This is a genomic window from Pseudomonas sp. B6(2017) (assembly GCF_002112765.1).
Lineage (GTDB): Bacteria > Pseudomonadota > Gammaproteobacteria > Pseudomonadales > Pseudomonadaceae > Aquipseudomonas > Aquipseudomonas piscis.
Map to the genome: position 1 here is coordinate 49,473 of NZ_NEIQ01000022.1, position 19,202 is coordinate 68,674.

15 protein-coding genes are annotated in these 19,202 nt (G+C 63.5%); 3 read left to right on the top strand and 12 right to left on the bottom strand.

Annotated features, from left to right (window positions below):
- Positions 1–28 precede the first annotated feature (28 nt).
- From CAG11_RS28775 to truA, 5 genes are all read right to left on the bottom strand, one after another.
- Positions 29–679, bottom strand: coding sequence for an SPOR domain-containing protein (locus tag CAG11_RS28775; protein ID WP_031321372.1), 651 nt, complete (start codon positions 677–679; stop codon positions 29–31).
- Entirely contained in the window at positions 663–1,970 is a 1,308-nt protein-coding gene (gene folC / locus CAG11_RS28780; protein ID WP_085599485.1) for a bifunctional tetrahydrofolate synthase/dihydrofolate synthase, read from the bottom strand. The genes CAG11_RS28775 and folC overlap by 17 nt, the downstream gene beginning before the upstream one ends.
- Positions 1,967–2,887, bottom strand: a complete 921-nt coding sequence (gene accD / locus CAG11_RS28785; RefSeq protein ID WP_085599487.1) for an acetyl-CoA carboxylase, carboxyltransferase subunit beta — start codon at positions 2,885–2,887, stop codon at positions 1,967–1,969. Before accD ends, folC begins: the two co-directional genes overlap by 4 nt.
- Positions 2,888–3,146: 259 nt before the next feature.
- On the bottom strand, positions 3,147–3,779 hold the full coding sequence (locus CAG11_RS28790; RefSeq protein WP_085599489.1) for a phosphoribosylanthranilate isomerase: 633 nt from the start codon (positions 3,777–3,779) through the stop codon (positions 3,147–3,149).
- Positions 3,780–3,842: 63 nt separating this feature from the next.
- Entirely contained in the window at positions 3,843–4,667 is an 825-nt protein-coding gene (truA, locus tag CAG11_RS28795; protein ID WP_022643444.1) for a tRNA pseudouridine(38-40) synthase TruA, read from the bottom strand.
- 196 nt (positions 4,668–4,863) lie between these two features.
- On the opposite strand from truA, the gene CAG11_RS28800 reads away from it, so the two are divergent.
- Positions 4,864–5,523, top strand: a complete 660-nt coding sequence (locus tag CAG11_RS28800; protein ID WP_085599491.1) for a M24 family metallopeptidase — start codon at positions 4,864–4,866, stop codon at positions 5,521–5,523.
- A 67-nt stretch (positions 5,524–5,590) separates the two neighbouring features.
- Here the strand turns inward: CAG11_RS28800 and CAG11_RS28805 are convergent, their stop codons facing one another.
- The 7 genes from CAG11_RS28805 to leuC form a co-directional block, all read right to left on the bottom strand.
- Positions 5,591–8,194: a FimV/HubP family polar landmark protein gene (locus CAG11_RS28805; RefSeq protein ID WP_085599493.1), complete on the bottom strand. Its 2,604-nt coding sequence runs from the start codon at positions 8,192–8,194 to the stop codon at positions 5,591–5,593.
- A 204-nt stretch (positions 8,195–8,398) separates the two neighbouring features.
- Positions 8,399–9,409 carry an aspartate-semialdehyde dehydrogenase gene (locus CAG11_RS28810; RefSeq protein WP_085599495.1) on the bottom strand — a complete coding sequence of 337 codons (1,011 nt, stop codon included), beginning with the start codon at positions 9,407–9,409 and terminating at the stop codon, positions 8,399–8,401.
- A gap of 147 nt (positions 9,410–9,556) precedes the next feature.
- Entirely contained in the window at positions 9,557–10,669 is a 1,113-nt protein-coding gene (gene asd / locus CAG11_RS28815) for an aspartate-semialdehyde dehydrogenase (RefSeq protein ID WP_053138885.1), read from the bottom strand.
- A gap of 54 nt (positions 10,670–10,723) precedes the next feature.
- Positions 10,724–11,806, bottom strand: coding sequence for a 3-isopropylmalate dehydrogenase (leuB, locus tag CAG11_RS28820; protein ID WP_085599497.1), 1,083 nt, complete (start codon positions 11,804–11,806; stop codon positions 10,724–10,726).
- Between the two features lie 51 nt (positions 11,807–11,857).
- A complete protein-coding gene (locus tag CAG11_RS28825; RefSeq protein WP_085599499.1) occupies positions 11,858–12,622 on the bottom strand; it encodes a class I SAM-dependent methyltransferase in 765 nt (254 codons plus the stop codon).
- 78 nt (positions 12,623–12,700) lie between these two features.
- On the bottom strand, positions 12,701–13,345 hold the full coding sequence (gene leuD / locus CAG11_RS28830; protein ID WP_022643438.1) for a 3-isopropylmalate dehydratase small subunit: 645 nt from the start codon (positions 13,343–13,345) through the stop codon (positions 12,701–12,703).
- Positions 13,346–13,356: 11 nt separating this feature from the next.
- The gene (gene leuC, locus CAG11_RS28835; protein WP_085599501.1) at positions 13,357–14,784 is read right to left on the bottom strand and encodes a 3-isopropylmalate dehydratase large subunit; all 1,428 of its coding nucleotides are present in this window, start codon (positions 14,782–14,784) and stop codon (positions 13,357–13,359) included.
- A gap of 152 nt (positions 14,785–14,936) precedes the next feature.
- On the opposite strand from leuC, the gene CAG11_RS28840 reads away from it, so the two are divergent.
- Both CAG11_RS28840 and CAG11_RS28845 read left to right on the top strand, forming a co-directional pair.
- Positions 14,937–15,827: a LysR family transcriptional regulator gene (locus CAG11_RS28840; protein WP_085599503.1), complete on the top strand. Its 891-nt coding sequence runs from the start codon at positions 14,937–14,939 to the stop codon at positions 15,825–15,827.
- 85 nt (positions 15,828–15,912) lie between these two features.
- Entirely contained in the window at positions 15,913–19,191 is a 3,279-nt protein-coding gene (locus CAG11_RS28845) for an EAL domain-containing protein (RefSeq protein ID WP_085599505.1), read from the top strand.
- Positions 19,192–19,202 lie beyond the last annotated feature (11 nt).

The following is a 19,202-nucleotide window of genomic DNA, read 5'->3' on the forward strand; positions in this document are numbered from 1 at the left end:
TAAGCTGCGATTCACTGTGCCGTACAAATCAACCGCGCTCTGGCTGGAAGCGCACCACGAAGCCCTTGAGGTTCTGCTGGCGACCCAACAGATCACGCAGGCGATCCGCTTCGGCACGCTCGATCAGCGGCCCGACGAACACCCGGTTCTTGCCTTCGGCCGAACGGATATAAGCGTTATAGCCTTGGCTACGCAGGGTCTTTTGCAGGTTTTCCGCGCTTTCCCGGCTCGACAGGCTGGCCAGTTGCACCGACCAGCTGACGGACAAGCCATTGGCATCGACACGGCTCTGGCTGGTATCGGGCTTGGCGCTCACCACCGGCTGCGCTGGCGCCGGCACGGGCGCCGGCTTGGGCGTCGGGGCCGGCTTGTTGACCACTACCGGAGCCGGAGTCGCTGGCACACTGGGGGCGATCGGCGCCGCAGGGGCCGCCTGCTGCACCACCGGATCATCGGCAGGCACGGAACCTTGCGGCAATGGCTGCGGCTCCGGGACCACCACCGGCTCGACCTGGACCTGGGGCAACGCCGATGGCTGCGGCGCAGCAGGCGCCTCGACCACCACGTGGCGCTGCTCGTCTTCTCGCGAGAACAGCATCGGCAAGAAGATCACTGCCAGTGCCACCAGCACCAACGCCCCGACCATCCGCTGCTTGTAGACGTTATCCAGCATAGCCATGTGCAGCTTCCTCCGTGGCGCGCCGGGCAAGCCACTCAAGGGCCTCGGCAACACAATAAAAAGACCCGAACAGCAGTATTTCGTCATCGGCGGTGGCCTGCGCGCATTGCGCCTCCAGCGCCGCCGCCACGCTGGCATAAGACGCCACGGGAGCGCCAAGGTTCTCCAGCGCCGCCTGCAGCTCCTCGGCAGGACGCGCCCGGGGCGAGTCCAGTGGAGCTACGGCCCAGTGCTGGATCGACGCCTGCAGGCAGGCCACCACGCCCGCCAGGTCCTTGTCGGCCAACAGGCCGAACACCGCCAGGCGCCGGCCAGCCACCGGCCGGCGCGCCAGGCGCTCGGCCAGGTACTGCGCCGCATGGGGGTTGTGCCCGACATCCAGCAACAGGTTGAGGGATTTGCCCTGCCAGTTGATCCGGCGACGATCCAGGCGCCCGGTCACCTGGGTCTGCTGCAACGCGCTGGCGAGCCGCTCAGGCTGCCAGGGCAACCCGGTCAGCAGATAGGCCTGCAGCGCCAGTGCCGCGTTTTCCATGGGCAGGTCGAGTAGCGGCAGGTCACGCAATTGCACCGGATTGCCCTGGTTATCCAGGCCACGCCATTGCCAATGGGTATCGGTGATTCCCAGATCGAAATCCCGGCCACGGAGGAAAAACGCACAACCCAGCTCTCGCGCCTTGTCCAGCAAAGGCTGCGGCGGCTCGAGGTCGCCGCACAACGCCGGGGCGCCAGGACGGAAGATCCCGGCCTTTTCAAAGGCCACAGACTCGCGGGAGTCCCCGAGATACTCCACATGATCGACACCGATGCTGGTCACCAGGGCGATATCGGCATCCACCAGGTTGACCGCATCCAGGCGCCCTCCCAGGCCCACCTCAAGCACCACGGCATCCAGGGCTGCGCGCTGGAACAGCCAGAACGCCGCCAGGGTGCCCATTTCGAAATAGGTCAGGGAGACATCGCCACGCCCGGCCTCCACCGCAGCGAAGGCCTCGCACAGCTGCTGGTCCGTGGCCTCGATGCCATTGACCTGCACCCGCTCGTTGTAGCGCAACAGGTGCGGCGAACTGTAGACCCCGACCTGCAGGCCCTGGGCCCGCAGCAGGGAAGCGATGAAGGCACAGGTGGAACCCTTGCCGTTGGTACCGGTAACGGTTATCACCCGGGGCGCCGGCTTGCCCAGCCCCATCCGGGACACTACCTGCTGCGAGCGCTCCAGCCCCATGTCGATGGCCGAAGGATGCAACTGCTCGAGGTAGGCGAGCCACTCGCCCAGGGTACGTTGGGTCATAGGCTTGCAGGAGCCGGGGGAACCACGATCGGCTCGACCGGTGCAGCCACGAACTCCGGCGTCGGCAGCCCCATCAGCTGTGCCAGCAGGTTGCCCAGGCGTGGACGCAGTTCCTGACGGGAAATGATCATGTCGATCGCACCGTGCTCCAGCAGGAACTCGCTGCGCTGGAAGCCTTCAGGCAGCTTCTCGCGCACGGTCTGCTCGATCACTCGAGGGCCGGCGAAACCTACCAGCGCCTTGGGCTCACCGACGATTACATCACCCAGCATCGCCAAGCTGGCGGATACGCCGCCGTAGACCGGGTCGGTCAGCACGGAGATGAACGGCAGGCCTTCTTCACGCAAGCGCGCCAGCACCGCGGAGGTCTTGGCCATCTGCATCAGGGAGATCAACGCCTCCTGCATCCGCGCACCACCGGAGGCGGAGAAGCAGACCATCGGGCAGCGGTTTTCCAGGGCGTAGTTGGCCGCACGCACGAAACGCTCGCCGACGATGGCCCCCATGGAACCGCCCATGAAGGAGAATTCGAAAGCCGAAACCACCACTGGCATACCCAGCAGCGTACCGCTCATGGAAACCAGCGCGTCTTTCTCGCCGGTCTGCTTCTGGGCTGCGCTCAGGCGGTCCTTGTACTTCTTGCCGTCGCGGAATTTCAGGCGGTCCACTGGCTCCAGGTCGGCACCCAGTTCGGCGCGGCCTTCAGCATCAAGGAAGATATCGATGCGGGCACGTGCGCCGATCCGCATGTGGTGGTTGCACTTGGGGCAAACATCCAGGGTCTTTTCCAGCTCCGGACGATAGAGCACGGCCTCGCAGGACGGGCACTTGTGCCAAAGACCTTCGGGCACCGAGCTCTTCTTCACCTCGGAACGCATGATCGAAGGGATCAGTTTGTCTACTAACCAGTTGCTCATGCTTTCTTTCTCCAGTACCGGCGGCCCGAACGCTGTGGTTCGCGACCCCGCGCATGCCCTTGAGCCAAATTCATGTATGCGGCGATGATCGGCTCGCTACCGCGGTCAGCACTTGGCTCGACCTGCCCGCAGCGAACCCCTCCTGCGCCATCCCGACAACCCGCGATAGAGCGGTTGCCACTCGATTACGACTCCGCCTCACGGCGGCGCCTGCCTGTTTTGTACAGTGGTCTTATGGACGGCGGCAGACTGCCAGCCGTCACATCGACTCACTGCTGCGACGTACAGCCTGCATAAACGCCTGGATTCTCGCTGGATCCTTGATGCCCTTGCTCTGCTCCACCCCGCCGCTGACATCCACCGCATAAGGACGCACCTGGGCAATGGCCAGGGCGACGTTATCGGCCGACAGGCCACCGGCGAGGATGATCGGCTTGCTCAGCCCCTGCGGAACCAGGGACCAGTCGAAGGCCTCTCCGGTTCCCCCGGGCACGCCTTCGACATAGGTATCCAGGAGAATCCCGCTGGCCCCAGGATAGGCCTGGCAGGCCGCGGCGATGTCATCACCCGCCTTGACCCGTAGCGCCTTGATATAGGGGCGATGGTAGCCCTCGCAGGCAGCAGCCGATTCATCGCCATGGAACTGCAAGAGGTCCAGCGGCACGGCGTCGAGGATTTCCCCCAGCTCGCAGCGGCTGGCATTGACGAACAACCCGACCGTGGTCACGAACGGCGGCAGGGCGGCGATGATTGCCCGCGCCTGCTGCACATTCACCGCCCGCGGGCTCTTGGCGTAGAACACCAGGCCAATGGCATCGGCCCCCGCCTCCACCGCCGCCAGCGCATCTTCTATGCGGGTAATCCCACAAATCTTGCTGCGAACGGCCGACATATCGTGTGAACCCCTGGGGTAAATCCGGAAAGTTCCGGATGGTAGCAAATGCTTTTCCGGGCGTCAGCCGCCAAATTCCGGGAATCCGGTGAGGAAATGCGGCCCGATGTAGCGCTCGGGCAACTGGAACTCATCCCGGTATTCGACCTGTACCAGATACAGCCCGAAAGGATGGGCGGTAACGCCGCCAGCTCGGCGCACCCGGCTTTCCAGGACCTCCCTGGCCCACTCCACCGGGCGTTCGCCGGCCCCAATGGTCATCAATACCCCAGCGATATTGCGCACCATGTGATGCAGGAACGCGCTGGCGCGAATATCCAGGACGATCATCTTGCCGCAGCGGATGACCTGCAGGTGATGGATCTCCTTGACCGGCGACTTCGCCTGGCATTGCCCGGCCCGGAAAGCACTGAAGTCGTGAGTGCCCACCAGGTAGGCAGCAGCCTCGGCCATCCGCTCGGTGTCCAGTGGCCGATGATTCCAGGTGATTTCTTCGTTGAGGTGGGCCGGGCGGATCTGGTCGTTGTAGATGACGTAGCGATAGCGCCGGGCGATCGCCTTGAAACGTGCATGGAAATGCGCCGGCATCTCCCGGGCCCAGCTGACGCTGATGTCATGGGGCAAGTTGATATTGGCCCCCATGACCCAGGCCTTCATCGGACGCACGACCTGGGTGTCGAAGTGCACCACTTGGCCGCTGGCATGCACCCCGGCATCGGTACGCCCGGCGCAAGTCAGGGTTATCGGGGAGTCCGCGACCCTGGACAGGGCCTTCTCCAGGGTCTCCTGGACACTGGGGACGCCGGACGACTGGCGCTGCCAGCCGTGATAGCGCGAGCCTTTGTATTCGACGCCCAGGGCGATCCGGGAAAAGCCTGCGGCCGCCATTTCGGCGGCCGCGTTATCTATATTTGCCAAGAACTTACAGCCTGCTGATATGCGCAAAGGCGCCCATTATAAGGCCAGAGCAAGCGGACGCCATGCGCCACGGGGGTTTAGTTGCAGATTGCAGCGATCATCGACCAAGCGTTATATATCAAGCTATATAGCGACTGATAACAAAAACCTGATCGGGACCTGATGAATGAACGCAGTCAACAAAGAGGCCGTCGGCCTGGCCTACAGCCTCGAAGGCATGCTCCACGCCAAGCGCATGACCTGGGAGGCCGTGGCCGAAATGGCCCGCCGGATCGAGCCGGGCATGCTGGAGTCCGCAGCCAGGGAAATGGGCCTCGAGGTATTGCGGGAACTGGGTATGGAGCGGATCTGGCATCCGCTGCTGATCCGCTTTGGCAGCAATACCCTCAAGACCTTCAAGCAACGCTCCGAGGGCGACCCGCGGCTGGGAGAAAACGATCTGTTCTTCATTGACCTGGGAGTGGTCTGGGATCGCCATGAGGGCGACTGTGGAGCGACCTTCGTCGTCGGTGACGACGCCGAAATGCATGCCTGCGCCGCTGCCGCCAAAAGCCTGTTCGACCTGGTGTACGAGCACTGGAAAACCCACCGGGTGGCCGGCCCCGAACTGTATCGATATGCCGAGGAACAGGCCCATGCCAAGGGCTGGCTGCTGAACCTGGACATCAAGGGGCATCGCGTCAGCGACTTCCCCCACGCCATCTACCGTGCCGGCGACCTGGGGGATTTCGCCGCCTGCCCGCAGGTCGGCCTGTGGATCCTGGAAATCCAGATCGCCCACCCTACCCGTCCTTTCGGCGCGTTCTACGAGGACTTGCTGGCCTGAGTCCCGCGCAGCACCAACAAAAACGGCAGCCTCATGGGCTGCCGTTGCACTCAAGCTTCAGGTCGAATCAAGCCAGCCGTGCGAGCATTTCCTGCGCCTCGCTCTTCTGCCCTTCGTTACCTTCGCTCAGCACTTCACCCAGAATATCCCGGGCTCCGTCGTTGTCGCCCATGTCGATGTAGGCCTGGGCCAGATCGAGCTTGGTCGCCACTTCATCGCTACCGGCGAGGAAGTCGAACTCAGTGTCCTCAGGTGCCGCCGCGGCATCCTCGGCAGTGAAGGTCGGGCTCCCCGCTTCCGGCTGATCGAGAGTCTGGGCAAGTCGCTCGAGCTCGGCATTGACGTCGTCCAGCTCGGAACTGAAGGCATCCTTGGGTTCGTCCGCGGTCATCTCATCTGCCAGGGACAAGTCGAAGTCCGCCGACAGGTCAAGGTCATCCAGGGCCGACTCGGTCACTGTAGGCACTTCGCCAGCCGGAAGATCCTTGAGATCGTCCTCCAGGCTCAGCAGGAAATCGTCATCGCTCTGGGTGGCCGCAGGCAGATCCGTGCCCAGGTCGAGATCGAAATCTCCCAGGTCGTCCAGGTTCTCCTCGGGTGCGATCTGCTGCTCGAGCACCGAACCGAAGCTCAGGTCGTCGTCGAGCGGAAAATCCTCCAGCTCGACTTCAGGCTCGGGCGTGGGCTCCGGTGCCACCACCGCTGCCGGCGAAGCGGCCTCCAGGTCATCCAGGCTCAGGTCGAAATCTTCATCCAGGCCTTCCACCGGGGCTTTTGGCTCAACTGCCGGTGGCTCATCCTGGAGCAATTCCTTGACGTACTCGGCATCCAGTTCCGCCGCTGCGGCTGCGGTAGCCAGGCCTGCCGCGGCCGCCACTGCGACCATGGCCGGATAACGGCTCTTGAGCTGCTCGACCTGCGCATGGTTATCGCCATTGGCCACCAGCTGGCGCTCTTCGGCGACGAAGGCACTGCGATCGCCCTGGCGGGCATAGACTTCCATCAGCTTCAGGCGCAGCTCACTGCGCTGCGGCTCCATCTTGACCGCTTCTTCGAGAATCGCCGCTGCCTGGTTCAGGCGGCCGCCGTCGATATGGTTCTGCGCCTGGCCCAGGACATCGGTCGCCCGTTCCTGCGGCGCGGCTGGCGCCACGATCGGCTCCGCCACCGGAGCTGGAGCTGGAGCTGGAGCTGGAGCTGGAGCTGGAGCTGGAGCCAGCTTGACGCTCGGCGGCGGCACCTCAAGACCTTCGAAGCTGCTTTCCGGCAGATCCATCTCTTCGGAAAAATTGTTCTCCTCGGACAATGCCCGGGCCATGCGCAGGTGCTTCTCCGCCTCCTGCTGGGCCTTGCGGCGACGCGCCAGCAACAGCAGCAACAGCAACAGGGCCGCCACCACGCTACCGGCGATAAGGCCCAAGAGGATCGGATTGGTCAACAGATCGCCGTACTTGTCTTCGTCGGCCTTGGCTGCCTGCGCCTCAGGCGCAGCTGCGGGCTCGCTGGCTGGCGCCACCGGAGCCACCGAGGCCGGAGCCTCAGGCTTGCTCACCAGTTCCGCCGGCATGGCTGGCGCCGGCTGCGCTGCAGGCGCCGCCGGAGCCGCGCCCTCGGCCTGCAACTTGGCCAACTGGTTGTTCTTCAACTCGATCAAGCGCTGCAGCTTGTCCAGCTGGCTCTGCAGATCAGCCATGCGATCTTTCAACTCGGCATTGTCGCGCCGAGTCGAATCCAGGCTTTCCTGGGTGACCGCCAGCTTGTTGCTCAGCGCCTTGCTGTCGCCTGCGGCGCCCTTGCCGCGGGTCTTGCCACTCTCGGCGGAGACCAGGCTCAGGTTGTCCCGGGTATTGGCCTGCTTGGGCGTCTTGTCGGCACCCGCACGGCGGGTCGCGTCCACTTGTTGCTGAGTACGAGCTCCGCCACGCCGACCCTGGCGCCAGGCAGCATTTTGCGCAGCCACCTCGGCGATCGCCTTGGGCTGCGGCAACGCGGTGCTCTGGACCACATCCGGCAGGCGCAACACCTTGCCGGTTTTCAAGCGGTTGATATTGCCGTCGATGAAGGCATCCGGGTTCAGCGCCTGGATCGCCAGCATGGTCTGCTGGATCGACGCACCATTACGGTTCCTGGCCGCGATTTCCCAGAGGGTGTCACGGGCCGAGGTGGTGTATTGCTCGGGCTTGCTGATCTTGCTGGCCGAGGTGACCGGAGCATTCACCGCAGGATCGGAAACCGGTGCGCCCTGGGCAGCTTGCGCGGCCTCGGGAGAGAACTTGGAAGGGTCCAGCAGGACGCTGTAGTCGCGCAACAGGCGACCGTTGGGCCACATCACCTGCACCAGGAACTTGACCATCGGCTCGGACAGCGGGCGGCTGGACGTTACCCGCAGCACACTCTTGCCGCCGGGATTGAGAACAGGGGTAAAGCTCAGGTCGTTGAGAAAGGCCTGCCGATCGACGCCGGCCTTGGCGAACTCATCTGCCGGGGCCAGGCTTGGCACCACTTCGGCGGCAGTGAGGTCCTTTACATCGAGCAATTCGATTTCTGCTACCAGAGGCTGGTTCAGACTCGACTTCAGGGTCAGCTCCCCAAGCCCAAGCGCCTGCGCCATACCGGAGGACAGCGCCGAGGCGGCCGCTATTGCTAACACCAGTTTGCGAACTTGAACCATAGCCTCATCCTTTGTTTGAACTTTCCTCGGCTAGCGAGAAGGTTTTGTAGCGGCTGCCATAAGGCATTGCGCGGGGCCAGGATGGCCACGACGCGCGATTAATTCCTGCATGCCCCGGGAGCACCTGACGGCCACTCACCTCCAGCAACTTGCCAAGCATAGCGCCCAGCTAGATTCATTCTGCAAATTGTTGCCAAGTATCTTTTACAGCAGGTCTTTTATCAACAATTCAGCCAGCTGCACCGCGTTCAACGCCGCACCTTTGCGGACGTTGTCCGAAGTCAGCCACAGGTTGAGCTCCGCCGGATCGTCGACCCCGCTGCGAACTCGCCCAACGTAGACCACATCCTGGCCCACGGCGTCACCAACGGCCGTCGGGTAGTCGCCAGCGTCCACCAGCTCCAGGCCAGGCGCCGCTTCCAGCGCGGCATTCACCGCCGCAAGGTCGATATCGGCAGCCGACTGCAGAGTCACGCTATAGCTATCGCCAAAAAACACCGGCGCTTGAATGCATGTGACAGAAATCTTCAGCAAAGGTAGCCCCAGCACCTCGCGCAGTTCCCTGACCAGGCGTTTTTCCAGCAGGGTATGGCCCTGGGCATCCGGCGTGCCGACCTGGGCCAGCAGGTTGAAGGCCATCTGCCGGTCGAAGAAACGCGACTCCAGGGGACGCGCATTCAACAGTTCGGCGGTCTGCCGGGCCAGTTCGCTGACCGCCTCGCGGCCCAGGCTGGAAACCGCCAGGCTGGCGCTCAGGCCCACCTGCTGGATGTCCAGCAGATCCTGCAATGGCGCCAGCGCGACCGCCAGCGCCGTGGCCGAGGCACTGGGACTGCTCAGTTGCACCGGCTTACCCAGGCCGGCCAGCACCTTGGCATTGACTTCGGGCACCACGCTGGGGGCCTGCGCCGAGGGCAAGGCCCCGGAAAGATCGATCACCGCGCAATTGGCCGCCGTCGCCCGCGGCGCAAAACTCAGGGTCACGGCCGGACCTGCGGCGAAGAACGCCAGCTGGGCCTTGCCGAAGTCGAACTCGTCGACCTCGCGTACACGCAGGTTCTTGCCGCGAAACGGCACCGAATGTCCTGCCGACTCGCTGCTGGCCAGCAAGTAGAGGTTGCCGACCGGAAAATCACGCTCTTCGAGAATCTGCACCAGGGTTTCGCCGACGGTACCGGTGGCACCGATCACGGCAATATCAAAGGACGGAGTCATGGTGCTACCTCAGGCAAAACGGGGGGAGCGGCACTTTACCCGGCACGCGGGGACGAGGCAATTCGCCGGAGCGACCACAACTTGCGGCCCATGAAAAAACCCGCGCCCTTTGAGGGAACGCGGGTTTTTCGCGGCGATGCAGAAGAATCAGCGCTCCAGCAGGATCCGCAGCATGCGGCGCAGCGGCTCGGCCGCGCCCCACAGCAGTTGGTCACCCACAGTGAAGGCGCCGAGGAACTGCGAGCCCATGTTCAGCTTGCGCAGACGGCCCACCGGAATGTTCAGGGTACCGGTGACCTTGGTCGGGCTCAGCTCCTGCATGCTGATCTCACGCTGGTTCGGCACCAGCTTGACCCAGGGGTTGTGCTGGCTGATCAGCCCTTCGATATCGGCGATCGGCACGTCCTTGTTGAGCTTGATGGTCAGCGCCTGGCTGTGGCAGCGCATGGCGCCGATACGTACGCAGATACCGTCCACCGGAATCGGGTTCTTGAAGCGACCGAGGATCTTGTTGGTCTCGGCCTGGGCCTTCCACTCTTCGCGGCTCTGGCCGTTGGGCAGCTCCTTGTCGATCCACGGAATCAGGCTGCCGGCCAGCGGTACGCCGAAGTTCTCGGTTGGATAGGCATCGCTGCGCATGGCCTCGGCCACCTTGCGGTCGATATCGAGGATGGCGCTGGCCGGGTTGGCCAGGTCATCGGCGACCGCGGCATGGGTGGCGCCCATCTGCTTGATCAGCTCACGCATGTTCTGCGCGCCGGCGCCGGAGGCCGCCTGGTAGGTCATGGCGCTCATCCACTCCACCAGGCCGGCTTCGAACAGGCCACCCAGGCCCATCAGCATCAGGCTGACGGTGCAGTTGCCGCCGACGTAGTTCTTGGTCCCGGCATCCAGTTGCTGGTCAATGACCTTGCGGTTCACCGGATCGAGGATGATCACTGCGTCGTCCTGCATGCGCAGGCTGGAAGCAGCGTCGATCCAGTAACCCTGCCAGCCGGCTTCGCGCAGCTTGGGGAAGACTTCGCTGGTGTAGTCGCCACCCTGGCAGGTCAGGATCACGTCGAGGGTTTTCAGCTCTTCAATGCTGTAGGCGTCCTTGAGCGGGGCAATATCCTTGCCTACCGACGGACCCTGGCCACCGACATTGGAAGTGGTGAAAAACACCGGTTCAATAAGATCGAAGTCCTGCTCTTCAAGCATCCGCTGCATGAGCACGGAACCGACCATACCGCGCCAACCGATCAGACCTACACGTTTCATCGCAACTACACCTATACAAAAGTGGGCCACTGTCAGTGCAGTGGGCCCGAAAGATTACAGATTCCGCAGCGCCGCGACTACTGCATCGCCCATTTCCTGCGTACCGACCCGGGTGCAACCGGCCGACCAGATGTCACCGGTACGCAAGCCCTGGTCCAGCACTCGGCTGACGGCTTGCTCGATGGCGTCCGCCGCTGCGGTCAGGTTGAAGCTGTAGCGCAGCATCATCGACACCGAGAGGATGGTCGCCAGCGGGTTGGCGATGCCCTGCCCGGCGATATCCGGCGCCGAACCGTGGCAAGGCTCGTACATGCCCTTGTTGTTGGCGTCCAGGGACGCCGAAGGCAGCATGCCGATGGAACCGGTGAGCATCGAGGCCTCGTCGGAGAGGATATCGCCAAACATGTTGTCGGTGACGATCACGTCGAACTGCTTGGGCGCGCGCACCAGCTGCATGGCCGCGTTGTCGACGTACATGTGGCTGAGTTCGACGTCCGGATAGTCCTTGGCCACCTGCTCGACCACTTCACGCCACAGCTGGCTGGAAGCCAGGACGTTGGCCTTGTCCACCGAGCAGAGCTTCTTGCCGCGCACCCGCGCCATGTCGAAGCCGACCCGGGCGATCCGGCGGATCTCGCTCTCGCTGTAGGGCAAGGTGTCATAGGACTGGCGCTCGCCGTTCTCCAGCTCGCGGGTGCCGCGAGGAGCACCGAAGTAGATACCGCCGGTCAGTTCGCGGACGATGAGGATGTCCAGGCCGGAGACGATTTCCGGTTTCAGGCTCGAGGCATCGGCCAGTTGCGGATAGAGGATCGCCGGCCGCAGGTTGCCGAACAGCCCCAGTTGCGCGCGAATCTTCAACAGCCCGCGCTCCGGACGGATGTCGCGCTCGATCTTGTCCCACTTCGGACCGCCCACCGCACCCAGCAGCACCGCATCGGCGGCACGGGCCCGGTCCAGGGTCTCGTCGGCCAGGGGCACGCCATGCTTGTCGATGGCCGCGCCGCCGATCACATCGTGGCTCAGCTCGAAACCCAGGCCGTAGTTGTCATTGGCCAATTCCAGGACCTTGACCGCTTCGGCCATGATTTCCGGGCCAATACCGTCACCAGGGAGAATCAGAATCTGCTTGCTCATGCATTCCTCGTTCGTTCTGTCGGCACGCCCTTGGGCGCACCCGGAAAAATTCTATCGTTCGGCCCACAGTACCAGTACATCTGTACTGAACGAACCATCGGCCTCAATCTGAAAATATTCGCGCACTTCATTGCCCATCGCCTGCTGCAACTGGCGAATAGCCACCCTCAGCGGCTCCGGGGTGCGCATGCGCTCGACCCAGGAGGCGTATTCCAGGCGCAGGCGCTGCCGGGCGCTGCTGCGGGCCTGCAAACCGGCCTCGTTGATCTGGTGCAGCCATTCCCCGGCCGAATAGTCGCGGACATGGCTGGTGTCGCGCAGCACTTCGACGCTCTGCAGGTAGGTATCCAGCAATGGACTGCCCGGTGACAGGACATCGATGAACGCCGCCACGCCGCCAGGCTTCAGGACTCGGCGCACCTCGCGCAGGGCCAGGCCCAGGTCGCTCCAGTGGTGGGCCGAATAGCGACTGAAGACGAAGTCGAACTCGCCATCGGCGAACGGCAAGCGCTCTGCCGCACCGGCTACCGTACGGATGTTCTCCAGGCTACGCTCCCGGGCCGCCGCTGCCACCACGTCCAGCATCTGCTGGGAAAGGTCGTAGGCCACCACCTCCCTGACCAGCGGCGCGACATGGAAACTGACATGCCCGGCACCGCACCCAAGATCCAGCACCCGGGCCTCGTTCTTGCCCGCTACCTCGGCCTGTAGCAACGCGAATTCGGCACCCTGGGCATGCACCGCGCTGTTGAGGTAGGCCACGGCTTGTCCGCCGAATTGCTGCTGTACCACCTGGGTATGGGCATTGCTGGTCATGCTTGGCTCCTTGGGGCGTAGAGAACGGCGCTCACTGGCCGGCCCTGCAACAAACGGCAAGGGCCGGACCAAGGGCACTCAGGCGTCGCGGAACAACCAGGGCTGACGCTGCTTATAGCCGACCTCGAAACTGCGGATGGCGTCGGCGTCCTGCAGGGTCAGGCCGATGTCGTCCAGGCCATTGAGCAGGCAGTGCTTGCGGAACGCGTCCACCTCGAAGCTGTACTGCTTGCCGTCCGGGCGGGTCACGGTCTGCGCGGCGAGATCGACGGTCAGCTGGTAACCCTCGGTGGCTTCGCTCTGCTGGAACAGTTCGTCGACTTCTTCATCCTTGAGGATGATCGGCAACAAGCCGTTCTTGAAGCTGTTGTTGAAGAAGATGTCGGCGAAGCTCGGCGCGATCACGGTGCGGAAACCGTACTCGTCCAGCGCCCACGGCGCATGCTCGCGGGAAGAGCCGCAGCCGAAGTTCTCACGGGCCAGCAGCACGCTGGCGCCCTGGTAGCGCGGGAAGTTGAGCACGAAGTCCTGGTTCACCGGACGCTTGGAATTGTCCTGGTTGGGCTGGCCCACATCGAGGTAGCGCCACTCATCGAACAGGTTCGGACCGAAGCCGGTACGCTTGATCGACTTGAGGAATTGCTTGGGAATGATCTGGTCGGTGTCGACGTTGGCACGGTCGAGCGGTGCGACGAGGCCTGTGTGCTGGGTGAATGCTTTCATCTCTGGTCTCCTCAGGCCTGCATCAATTCACGTACATCGATGAAACGACCGGTCACCGCGGCAGCCGCGGCCATGGCCGGGCTCACCAGGTGGGTACGTCCGCCGGCGCCCTGGCGGCCTTCGAAGTTGCGGTTGGAGGTAGACGCGCAATGCTCGCCACTCTCCAGGCGGTCCGGGTTCATCGCCAGGCACATGGAGCAGCCCGGCTCACGCCACTCGAAGCCGGCCTCGAGGAAGATCTTGTCCAGGCCTTCCTGCTCGGCCTGGGCCTTCACCAGGCCCGAACCCGGTACCACCAGCGCCTGCTTCACGGTGGAGGCAACCTTGCGCCCCTTGGCCACGGCCGCGGCGGCGCGCAAGTCTTCGATGCGCGAGTTGGTGCAGGAGCCGATGAATACGCGGTCCAGCTGGATATCGGTGATCGCCTGGTTGGCGTTCAAGCCCATGTACTTCAACGCCCGGACAATGGAGTCGCGCTTGACCGCATCGGCCTCGACAGCCGGATCCGGTACGTTCTGGTCCACCGCGAGCACCATCTCCGGGGAAGTACCCCAACTGACCTGCGGCTTGATGTCCTCGGCACGCAGCTCGATGACGGTGTCGAAATGCGCGTCGGCATCGGATACCAGGTCGCTCCAAGCCTCCACGGCCTTGTCCCAGTCGCTGCCTTGCGGCGAGAACGGGCGCCCCTTCACGTAGTCGATGGTCTTTTCATCGCAGGCCACCATGCCGACGCGGGCGCCCGCCTCGATGGACATGTTGCAAATGGTCATGCGGCCTTCCATGGACAGATCGCGAATGGCGCTGCCGGCGAACTCCAGGGCGTGGCCGTTGCCGCCCGCGGTACCGATCCTGCCGATCACCGCGAGGACGATGTCCTTGGCGGTCACGCCGAAGGGCAACCGGCCCTCGACGCGCACCTGCATGTTCTTCATCTTCTTGGCCACCAGGCACTGGGTGGCGAGCACATGCTCCACCTCGGAAGTGCCAATACCGTGGGCCAACGCGCCGAAGGCGCCGTGGGTCGAGGTGTGCGAGTCGCCACAGACCACGGTCATGCCCGGCAAGGTGGCCCCCTGCTCCGGACCGACCACGTGGACGATCCCTTGGCGGATGTCGTTCATCTTGAATTCGAGGATGCCGAAGTCGTCGCAGTTCTCATCCAGGGTCTTGACCTGGATGCGCGACACTTCGTCGGCGATGGCGTCGAGGCCACCTTTGCGCTCGGCCTGGGTAGTCGGCACGTTGTGGTCCGGGGTGGCGATGTTGGCATCGATGCGCCACGGCTGGCGTGCAGCCAGGCGCAAGCCTTCGAAGGCCTGCGGCGAGGTCACCTCGTGAAGAATGTGACGATCGATGTAGATGAGCGACGAACCATCGTCACGGCGCTTCACCTCGTGCATTTCCCAGAGCTTGTCGTAGAGCGTCTTGCCAGCCATCGGACCTTTCCTCATCAGCTTGTTTCTATGCCCTGGGCCCTGATCGAGCATCGATCAATAACCACTTGGCTTGTGAGGCTGATGCTATGGCGTTAGATTAAATAACTCAAATTCATATTTTTCATGATTTGGATAACCAATAGGAATGCAAGATGGACCAGGCCAATCTCAATGCCTTCATCGCCATCGCCGAAACTGGCAGCTTCTCTGGAGCGGGCGAGCGCCTGCACCTGACCCAACCGGCCATCAGCAAGCGCATCGCGGCGCTGGAACAGCAGCTCAATGTGCGACTGTTCGATCGCCTGGGCCGTGAAGTCGGTCTTACAGAGGCTGGCCGGGCCCTGTTGCCCCGGGCCTATCAGATCATCAACGTGCTGGACGACACTCGCCGGGCCCTGACTAACCTCACGGGCGAAGTCAGCGGGCGCCTGACACTGGCCACCAGCCATCACATCGGCCTGCATCGCCTGCCGCCCCTGCTGCGAGCCTATACCCGGCGCTACCCACAAGTGGCCCTGGACATCCAGTTCCTCGATTCGGAGGTGGCCTATGAGGAAATCCTCCACGGCCGCGCCGAACTGGCCGTCATCACCCTGGCTCCCGAGCCACACGGCCTGGTCAAGGCCACCGCGGTCTGGGACGACCCACTGGACTTCGTCGCCGCCCCGGAACACCCGCTGGTCAGCAACGGCCAGGTCAGCCTGGCGGATATCGCCCTGCATCCGGCGGTTTTTCCCGGTGGCAACACCTTTACCCACCACATCGTGCAGCGATTGTTCGAGGCCCAGGGCCTGACGCCGAACATCGCCATGAGCACTAACTATCTGGAAACCATAAAGATGATGGTCTCCATCGGCCTGGCCTGGAGTGTGCTGCCGCGCACAATGCTCGACGAACAAGTGGCGCGCATCCCTTTACCGGGCATACAACTACACCGCCAGCTAGGCTATATCCTGCATACCGAACGGACGCTGTCGAATGCTGCGCGGGCTTTCATGGCCTTATTGGACGCACAGGTCGATTGGCCAGGGAACCCGGCATAAGTATTCCGGGTTTTGCCCGTGCCCTGTCGCCTCCCGCCATGAGCCCTCGCGCCAAACGAACTACTCAGCACAAGGCCTGATCACCATGCCCAAACCCGCTGACCGTATTCCGCCCATGCCGCGCATCCACGCCGTCGACCCCAGGGAGTCGGAACAGAGCTGGGAAAGTGCGCCACAACTGCTCGCCGCGCTCAACGGCGCGAGGCTGGGTGCCTGGTATTGGGATATCGAAAGCGGGCAAATCAGCTGGTCCCGGGGCACCCAGGCGCTGTTCGGCTTCGATCCGCGCCAACCCCTGCCGGAAAACCTCGAATATCTCGACCTGCTGCCCATCGAGGACCGGGCCCGAACCGTACGCGCCTTCCACTCGGTGCTGGCCGGCGCGCCCCTGGAACAGGCCATGCACCATCGCATCCGCTGGCCCGATGGCAGCCTGCACTGGCTGGAAATCAACGGCAGCGTGCTGCCTGACAAGCACGGCAAGCCCCGGATGATCGGGGTGATCCGCGAAATCACCCACCAGCGCCAGCGCGAAGAAGCCCTGAGCAGCTCGGAAAAGCGTTTTGCCACCCTCTTCCACCTCTGCCCCAACATGGTGCTGCTGACCCGCCTCGAAGACGGCCTGATCAGCGAAGCCAACCAGTACTTCGAAAGCCAGTTCGGCTGGCCCGCCGAGCATGTGATCGGCCGCACCACCCTGGAAATCGGCTTGTGGGTCAACCCCGAACAGCGCGCCCAGCTGATCAAGGCCGTACAGAAGAAAGGCCAGGCCGCCAGCCTCGAAGTGCAATTGCGTGCCAGCAACGGACAGATCCACGATGGCATCCTCAGCGCACAGAAGGTCGAACTGGAGGGCAAGGCCTTCCTGCTCAGCACCTTCCTCGATACCAGCGAGCGCAAACGCGCCGAACAGGCCCTCAAGGATAGCCAGGAGCGCCTGGACCTGGCCCTGGACTCGGCGCAACTGGGCACCTGGGACTGGCATATCCCCAGCGGCATGCTCTATGGCTCGGCCCGAGCTGCGCAGTTGCATGGCCTGGAGCCAGCGCCGTTTAACGAGTCCTTCGATGCCTTCTTCGAGGGTGTGCCCACCGAGGAGCGCAACTCCATGCGCGACGCCTATCGCAGCCTGCGCGAAGGCCCGGCGGGCAACTACCAGCTGACCTATCGCGTGCAACTGGCCGATGGCAGCTCGCGCTACCTGGAGAGCCGTGCCCGCCTGTATCGCGACGAGCAAGGCAACCCGCTGCGCATGGCCGGAACCCTGCTGGACATCACCGAACAGGTGGAGCGCGAGCAGCGCCTGATCACCTCCGAGGAGAAATTCGCCAGCCTGTTCCAGGTCAGCCCGGATCCGATCTGCGTCACCCTGCTGGAAACCGGCCAGTTCATCGAGATCAACTCCAGCTTCACCCAGACCTTCGGCTGGACCCTGGACGACGTGATCAACCGCAGCGCCGAGCAGATCGGCCTCTGGGAAGACCCCGCGCCGCGCTTGCGGCGAATCGAGCAGGTAATCCGCGAACAAGCGCTGAACAATGTCGCGGTGGTGGTCAACCACAAGGATGGCCAGCCTTTGACCTGCATCATCTCCAGCCGCCAGATCATCGTCGACAAACAACCGTGTATCGTCACCACTCTGCGCGACATCACCCAGCAACAACGCTCGGAAGCGGCGCTCAAGGCCAGCGAGGAGAAGTTCGCCAAGGCCTTCCACTCAAGCCCCGACGCCATCACCATCACCGAGCGCGATACCGGACGCTACCTGGAGGTCAACGACGGCTTCTGCCGCCTGACCGGCTACCGCACCGACGAAGTGATGGGCCATACCTTGTACGAAGTCGGGATCTGGGCCGAGGAGGCCCAGCTGGCCACGTTGCTGGCCGAACTCAAGCTCAAGGGTCGGGTGCACCATATGGAGATGCTCGGGCGCAACAAGCGCGGGGAAATCTTCACCCTCGAGGTTTCGGTGGAGCCCATCACCCTCAATGAGACCCCTTGCCTGCTGCTGACCGCCCGGGACGTCAGCTTGCTGAAGAACGCCCAGGCGCAGATCCGCCACCTGGCCTACCACGACCCTCTGACCAACCTGCCCAACCGCGCCCTGTTGATGGACCGCCTGAGCCAGCAGATCGCCCTGCTCAAGCGGCACAACCTGCGCGGCGCCCTGCTGTTCCTCGATCTGGATCACTTCAAGCACATCAACGATTCCCTGGGGCATCCGGTGGGCGACACGGTCCTGAAGATCATCACCGCACGGCTGGAAGCCAGCGTACGCATGGAGGACACGGTGGCGCGCCTGGGCGGCGACGAGTTCGTGGTCCTGCTCAGCGGCCTGGAAGGCTCGCGCAACGACGTCAGCGAACAGGTCCGGCAACTGGCGGGCACCTTGCGCGAACTGCTGTCGGAGCCGATGTTCCTCGACGGCCAGCGCCTGCAGGTCACGCCCAGTATCGGCGTGGCGCTGATTCCCGATCACGGCTCGACCCCCACGGACCTGCTCAAGCGTGCCGATATCGCCCTGTATCGCGCCAAGGACTCGGGGCGCAACACCACGCAGATGTACCACAACACCATGCAGAAGGCCGCCAGCGAGCGCTTGCGCATGGAAACCGACCTGCGCCTGGCCCTGTCCCGGGGCGAATTCAGCGTGCACTTCCAGCCCCAGGTGGACGCCCGCGACAATCGCATCGTCGGCGCCGAGGCGCTGGTGCGCTGGCAGCACCCGGAACTGGGAGCGCAGTCGCCGACCGAGTTCATCAAGGTGCTCGAAGACAGCGGACTGATCCTCGAGGTGGGCACCTGGATCATCGATGAATCCTGCCTGGCTTTCAGCCAGTTGATCGAAGGAGGCCTGGTGGACCCGCACCAGTTCAGCCTGTGCGTGAATATCAGTCCCCGGCAGTTCCGCCAGAACGATTTCGTCGAACGGATCGAGCACAGCCTGGCGGCCTACGCCCTGCCTTCCTCGCTGCTGAAGCTGGAGATCACCGAAGGCATCGTGATCCAGAACCTGGAAGACACCATCAGCAAGATGCGCCGCCTGAAGAAGCTCGGCGTCAGCTTCGCCATGGATGATTTCGGCACGGGCTATTCATCCCTGACCTATCTCAAGCGCCTGCCGGTGGACACGTTGAAGATCGACCAGTCCTTCGTCCGCGATGCCACCCACGACCCCAACGACGCGGAGATCATCCGGGCCATCGTGGCCATGGCCCGCAGCCTGGAATTGAAGGTGATCGCCGAAGGCGTCGAGACCCTGCAGCAGCTGGAGTTCCTGCGGGGCCTGGAGTGCCACCTGTACCAGGGCTACCTGCACAGCCGACCGCTGCCGCTAGGCGAATTCAAGAAACTGCTGGAATGACAGCCACGAAA

Excerpts from the sequence above, each read along its gene's own strand:
- CAG11_RS28775 (WP_031321372.1), bottom strand. The coding sequence starts at position 679 with ATGGCTATGCTGGATAACGTCTACAAGCAGCGGATGGTCGGGGCGTTG.
- folC (WP_085599485.1), bottom strand. The coding sequence starts at position 1,970 with ATGACCCAACGTACCCTGGGCGAGTGGCTCGCCTACCTCGAGCAGTTG.
- accD (WP_085599487.1), bottom strand. The coding sequence starts at position 2,887 with ATGAGCAACTGGTTAGTAGACAAACTGATCCCTTCGATCATGCGTTCC.
- CAG11_RS28790 (WP_085599489.1), bottom strand. The coding sequence starts at position 3,779 with ATGTCGGCCGTTCGCAGCAAGATTTGTGGGATTACCCGCATAGAAGAT.
- truA (WP_022643444.1), bottom strand. The coding sequence starts at position 4,667 with ATGGCGGCCGCAGGCTTTTCCCGGATCGCCCTGGGCGTCGAATACAAA.
- CAG11_RS28800 (WP_085599491.1), top strand. The coding sequence starts at position 4,864 with ATGAACGCAGTCAACAAAGAGGCCGTCGGCCTGGCCTACAGCCTCGAA.
- CAG11_RS28805 (WP_085599493.1), bottom strand. The coding sequence starts at position 8,194 with ATGGTTCAAGTTCGCAAACTGGTGTTAGCAATAGCGGCCGCCTCGGCG.
- CAG11_RS28810 (WP_085599495.1), bottom strand. The coding sequence starts at position 9,409 with ATGACTCCGTCCTTTGATATTGCCGTGATCGGTGCCACCGGTACCGTC.
- asd (WP_053138885.1), bottom strand. The coding sequence starts at position 10,669 with ATGAAACGTGTAGGTCTGATCGGTTGGCGCGGTATGGTCGGTTCCGTG.
- leuB (WP_085599497.1), bottom strand. The coding sequence starts at position 11,806 with ATGAGCAAGCAGATTCTGATTCTCCCTGGTGACGGTATTGGCCCGGAA.
- CAG11_RS28825 (WP_085599499.1), bottom strand. The coding sequence starts at position 12,622 with ATGACCAGCAATGCCCATACCCAGGTGGTACAGCAGCAATTCGGCGGA.
- leuD (WP_022643438.1), bottom strand. The coding sequence starts at position 13,345 with ATGAAAGCATTCACCCAGCACACAGGCCTCGTCGCACCGCTCGACCGT.
- leuC (WP_085599501.1), bottom strand. The coding sequence starts at position 14,784 with ATGGCTGGCAAGACGCTCTACGACAAGCTCTGGGAAATGCACGAGGTG.
- CAG11_RS28840 (WP_085599503.1), top strand. The coding sequence starts at position 14,937 with ATGGACCAGGCCAATCTCAATGCCTTCATCGCCATCGCCGAAACTGGC.
- CAG11_RS28845 (WP_085599505.1), top strand. The coding sequence starts at position 15,913 with ATGCCCAAACCCGCTGACCGTATTCCGCCCATGCCGCGCATCCACGCC.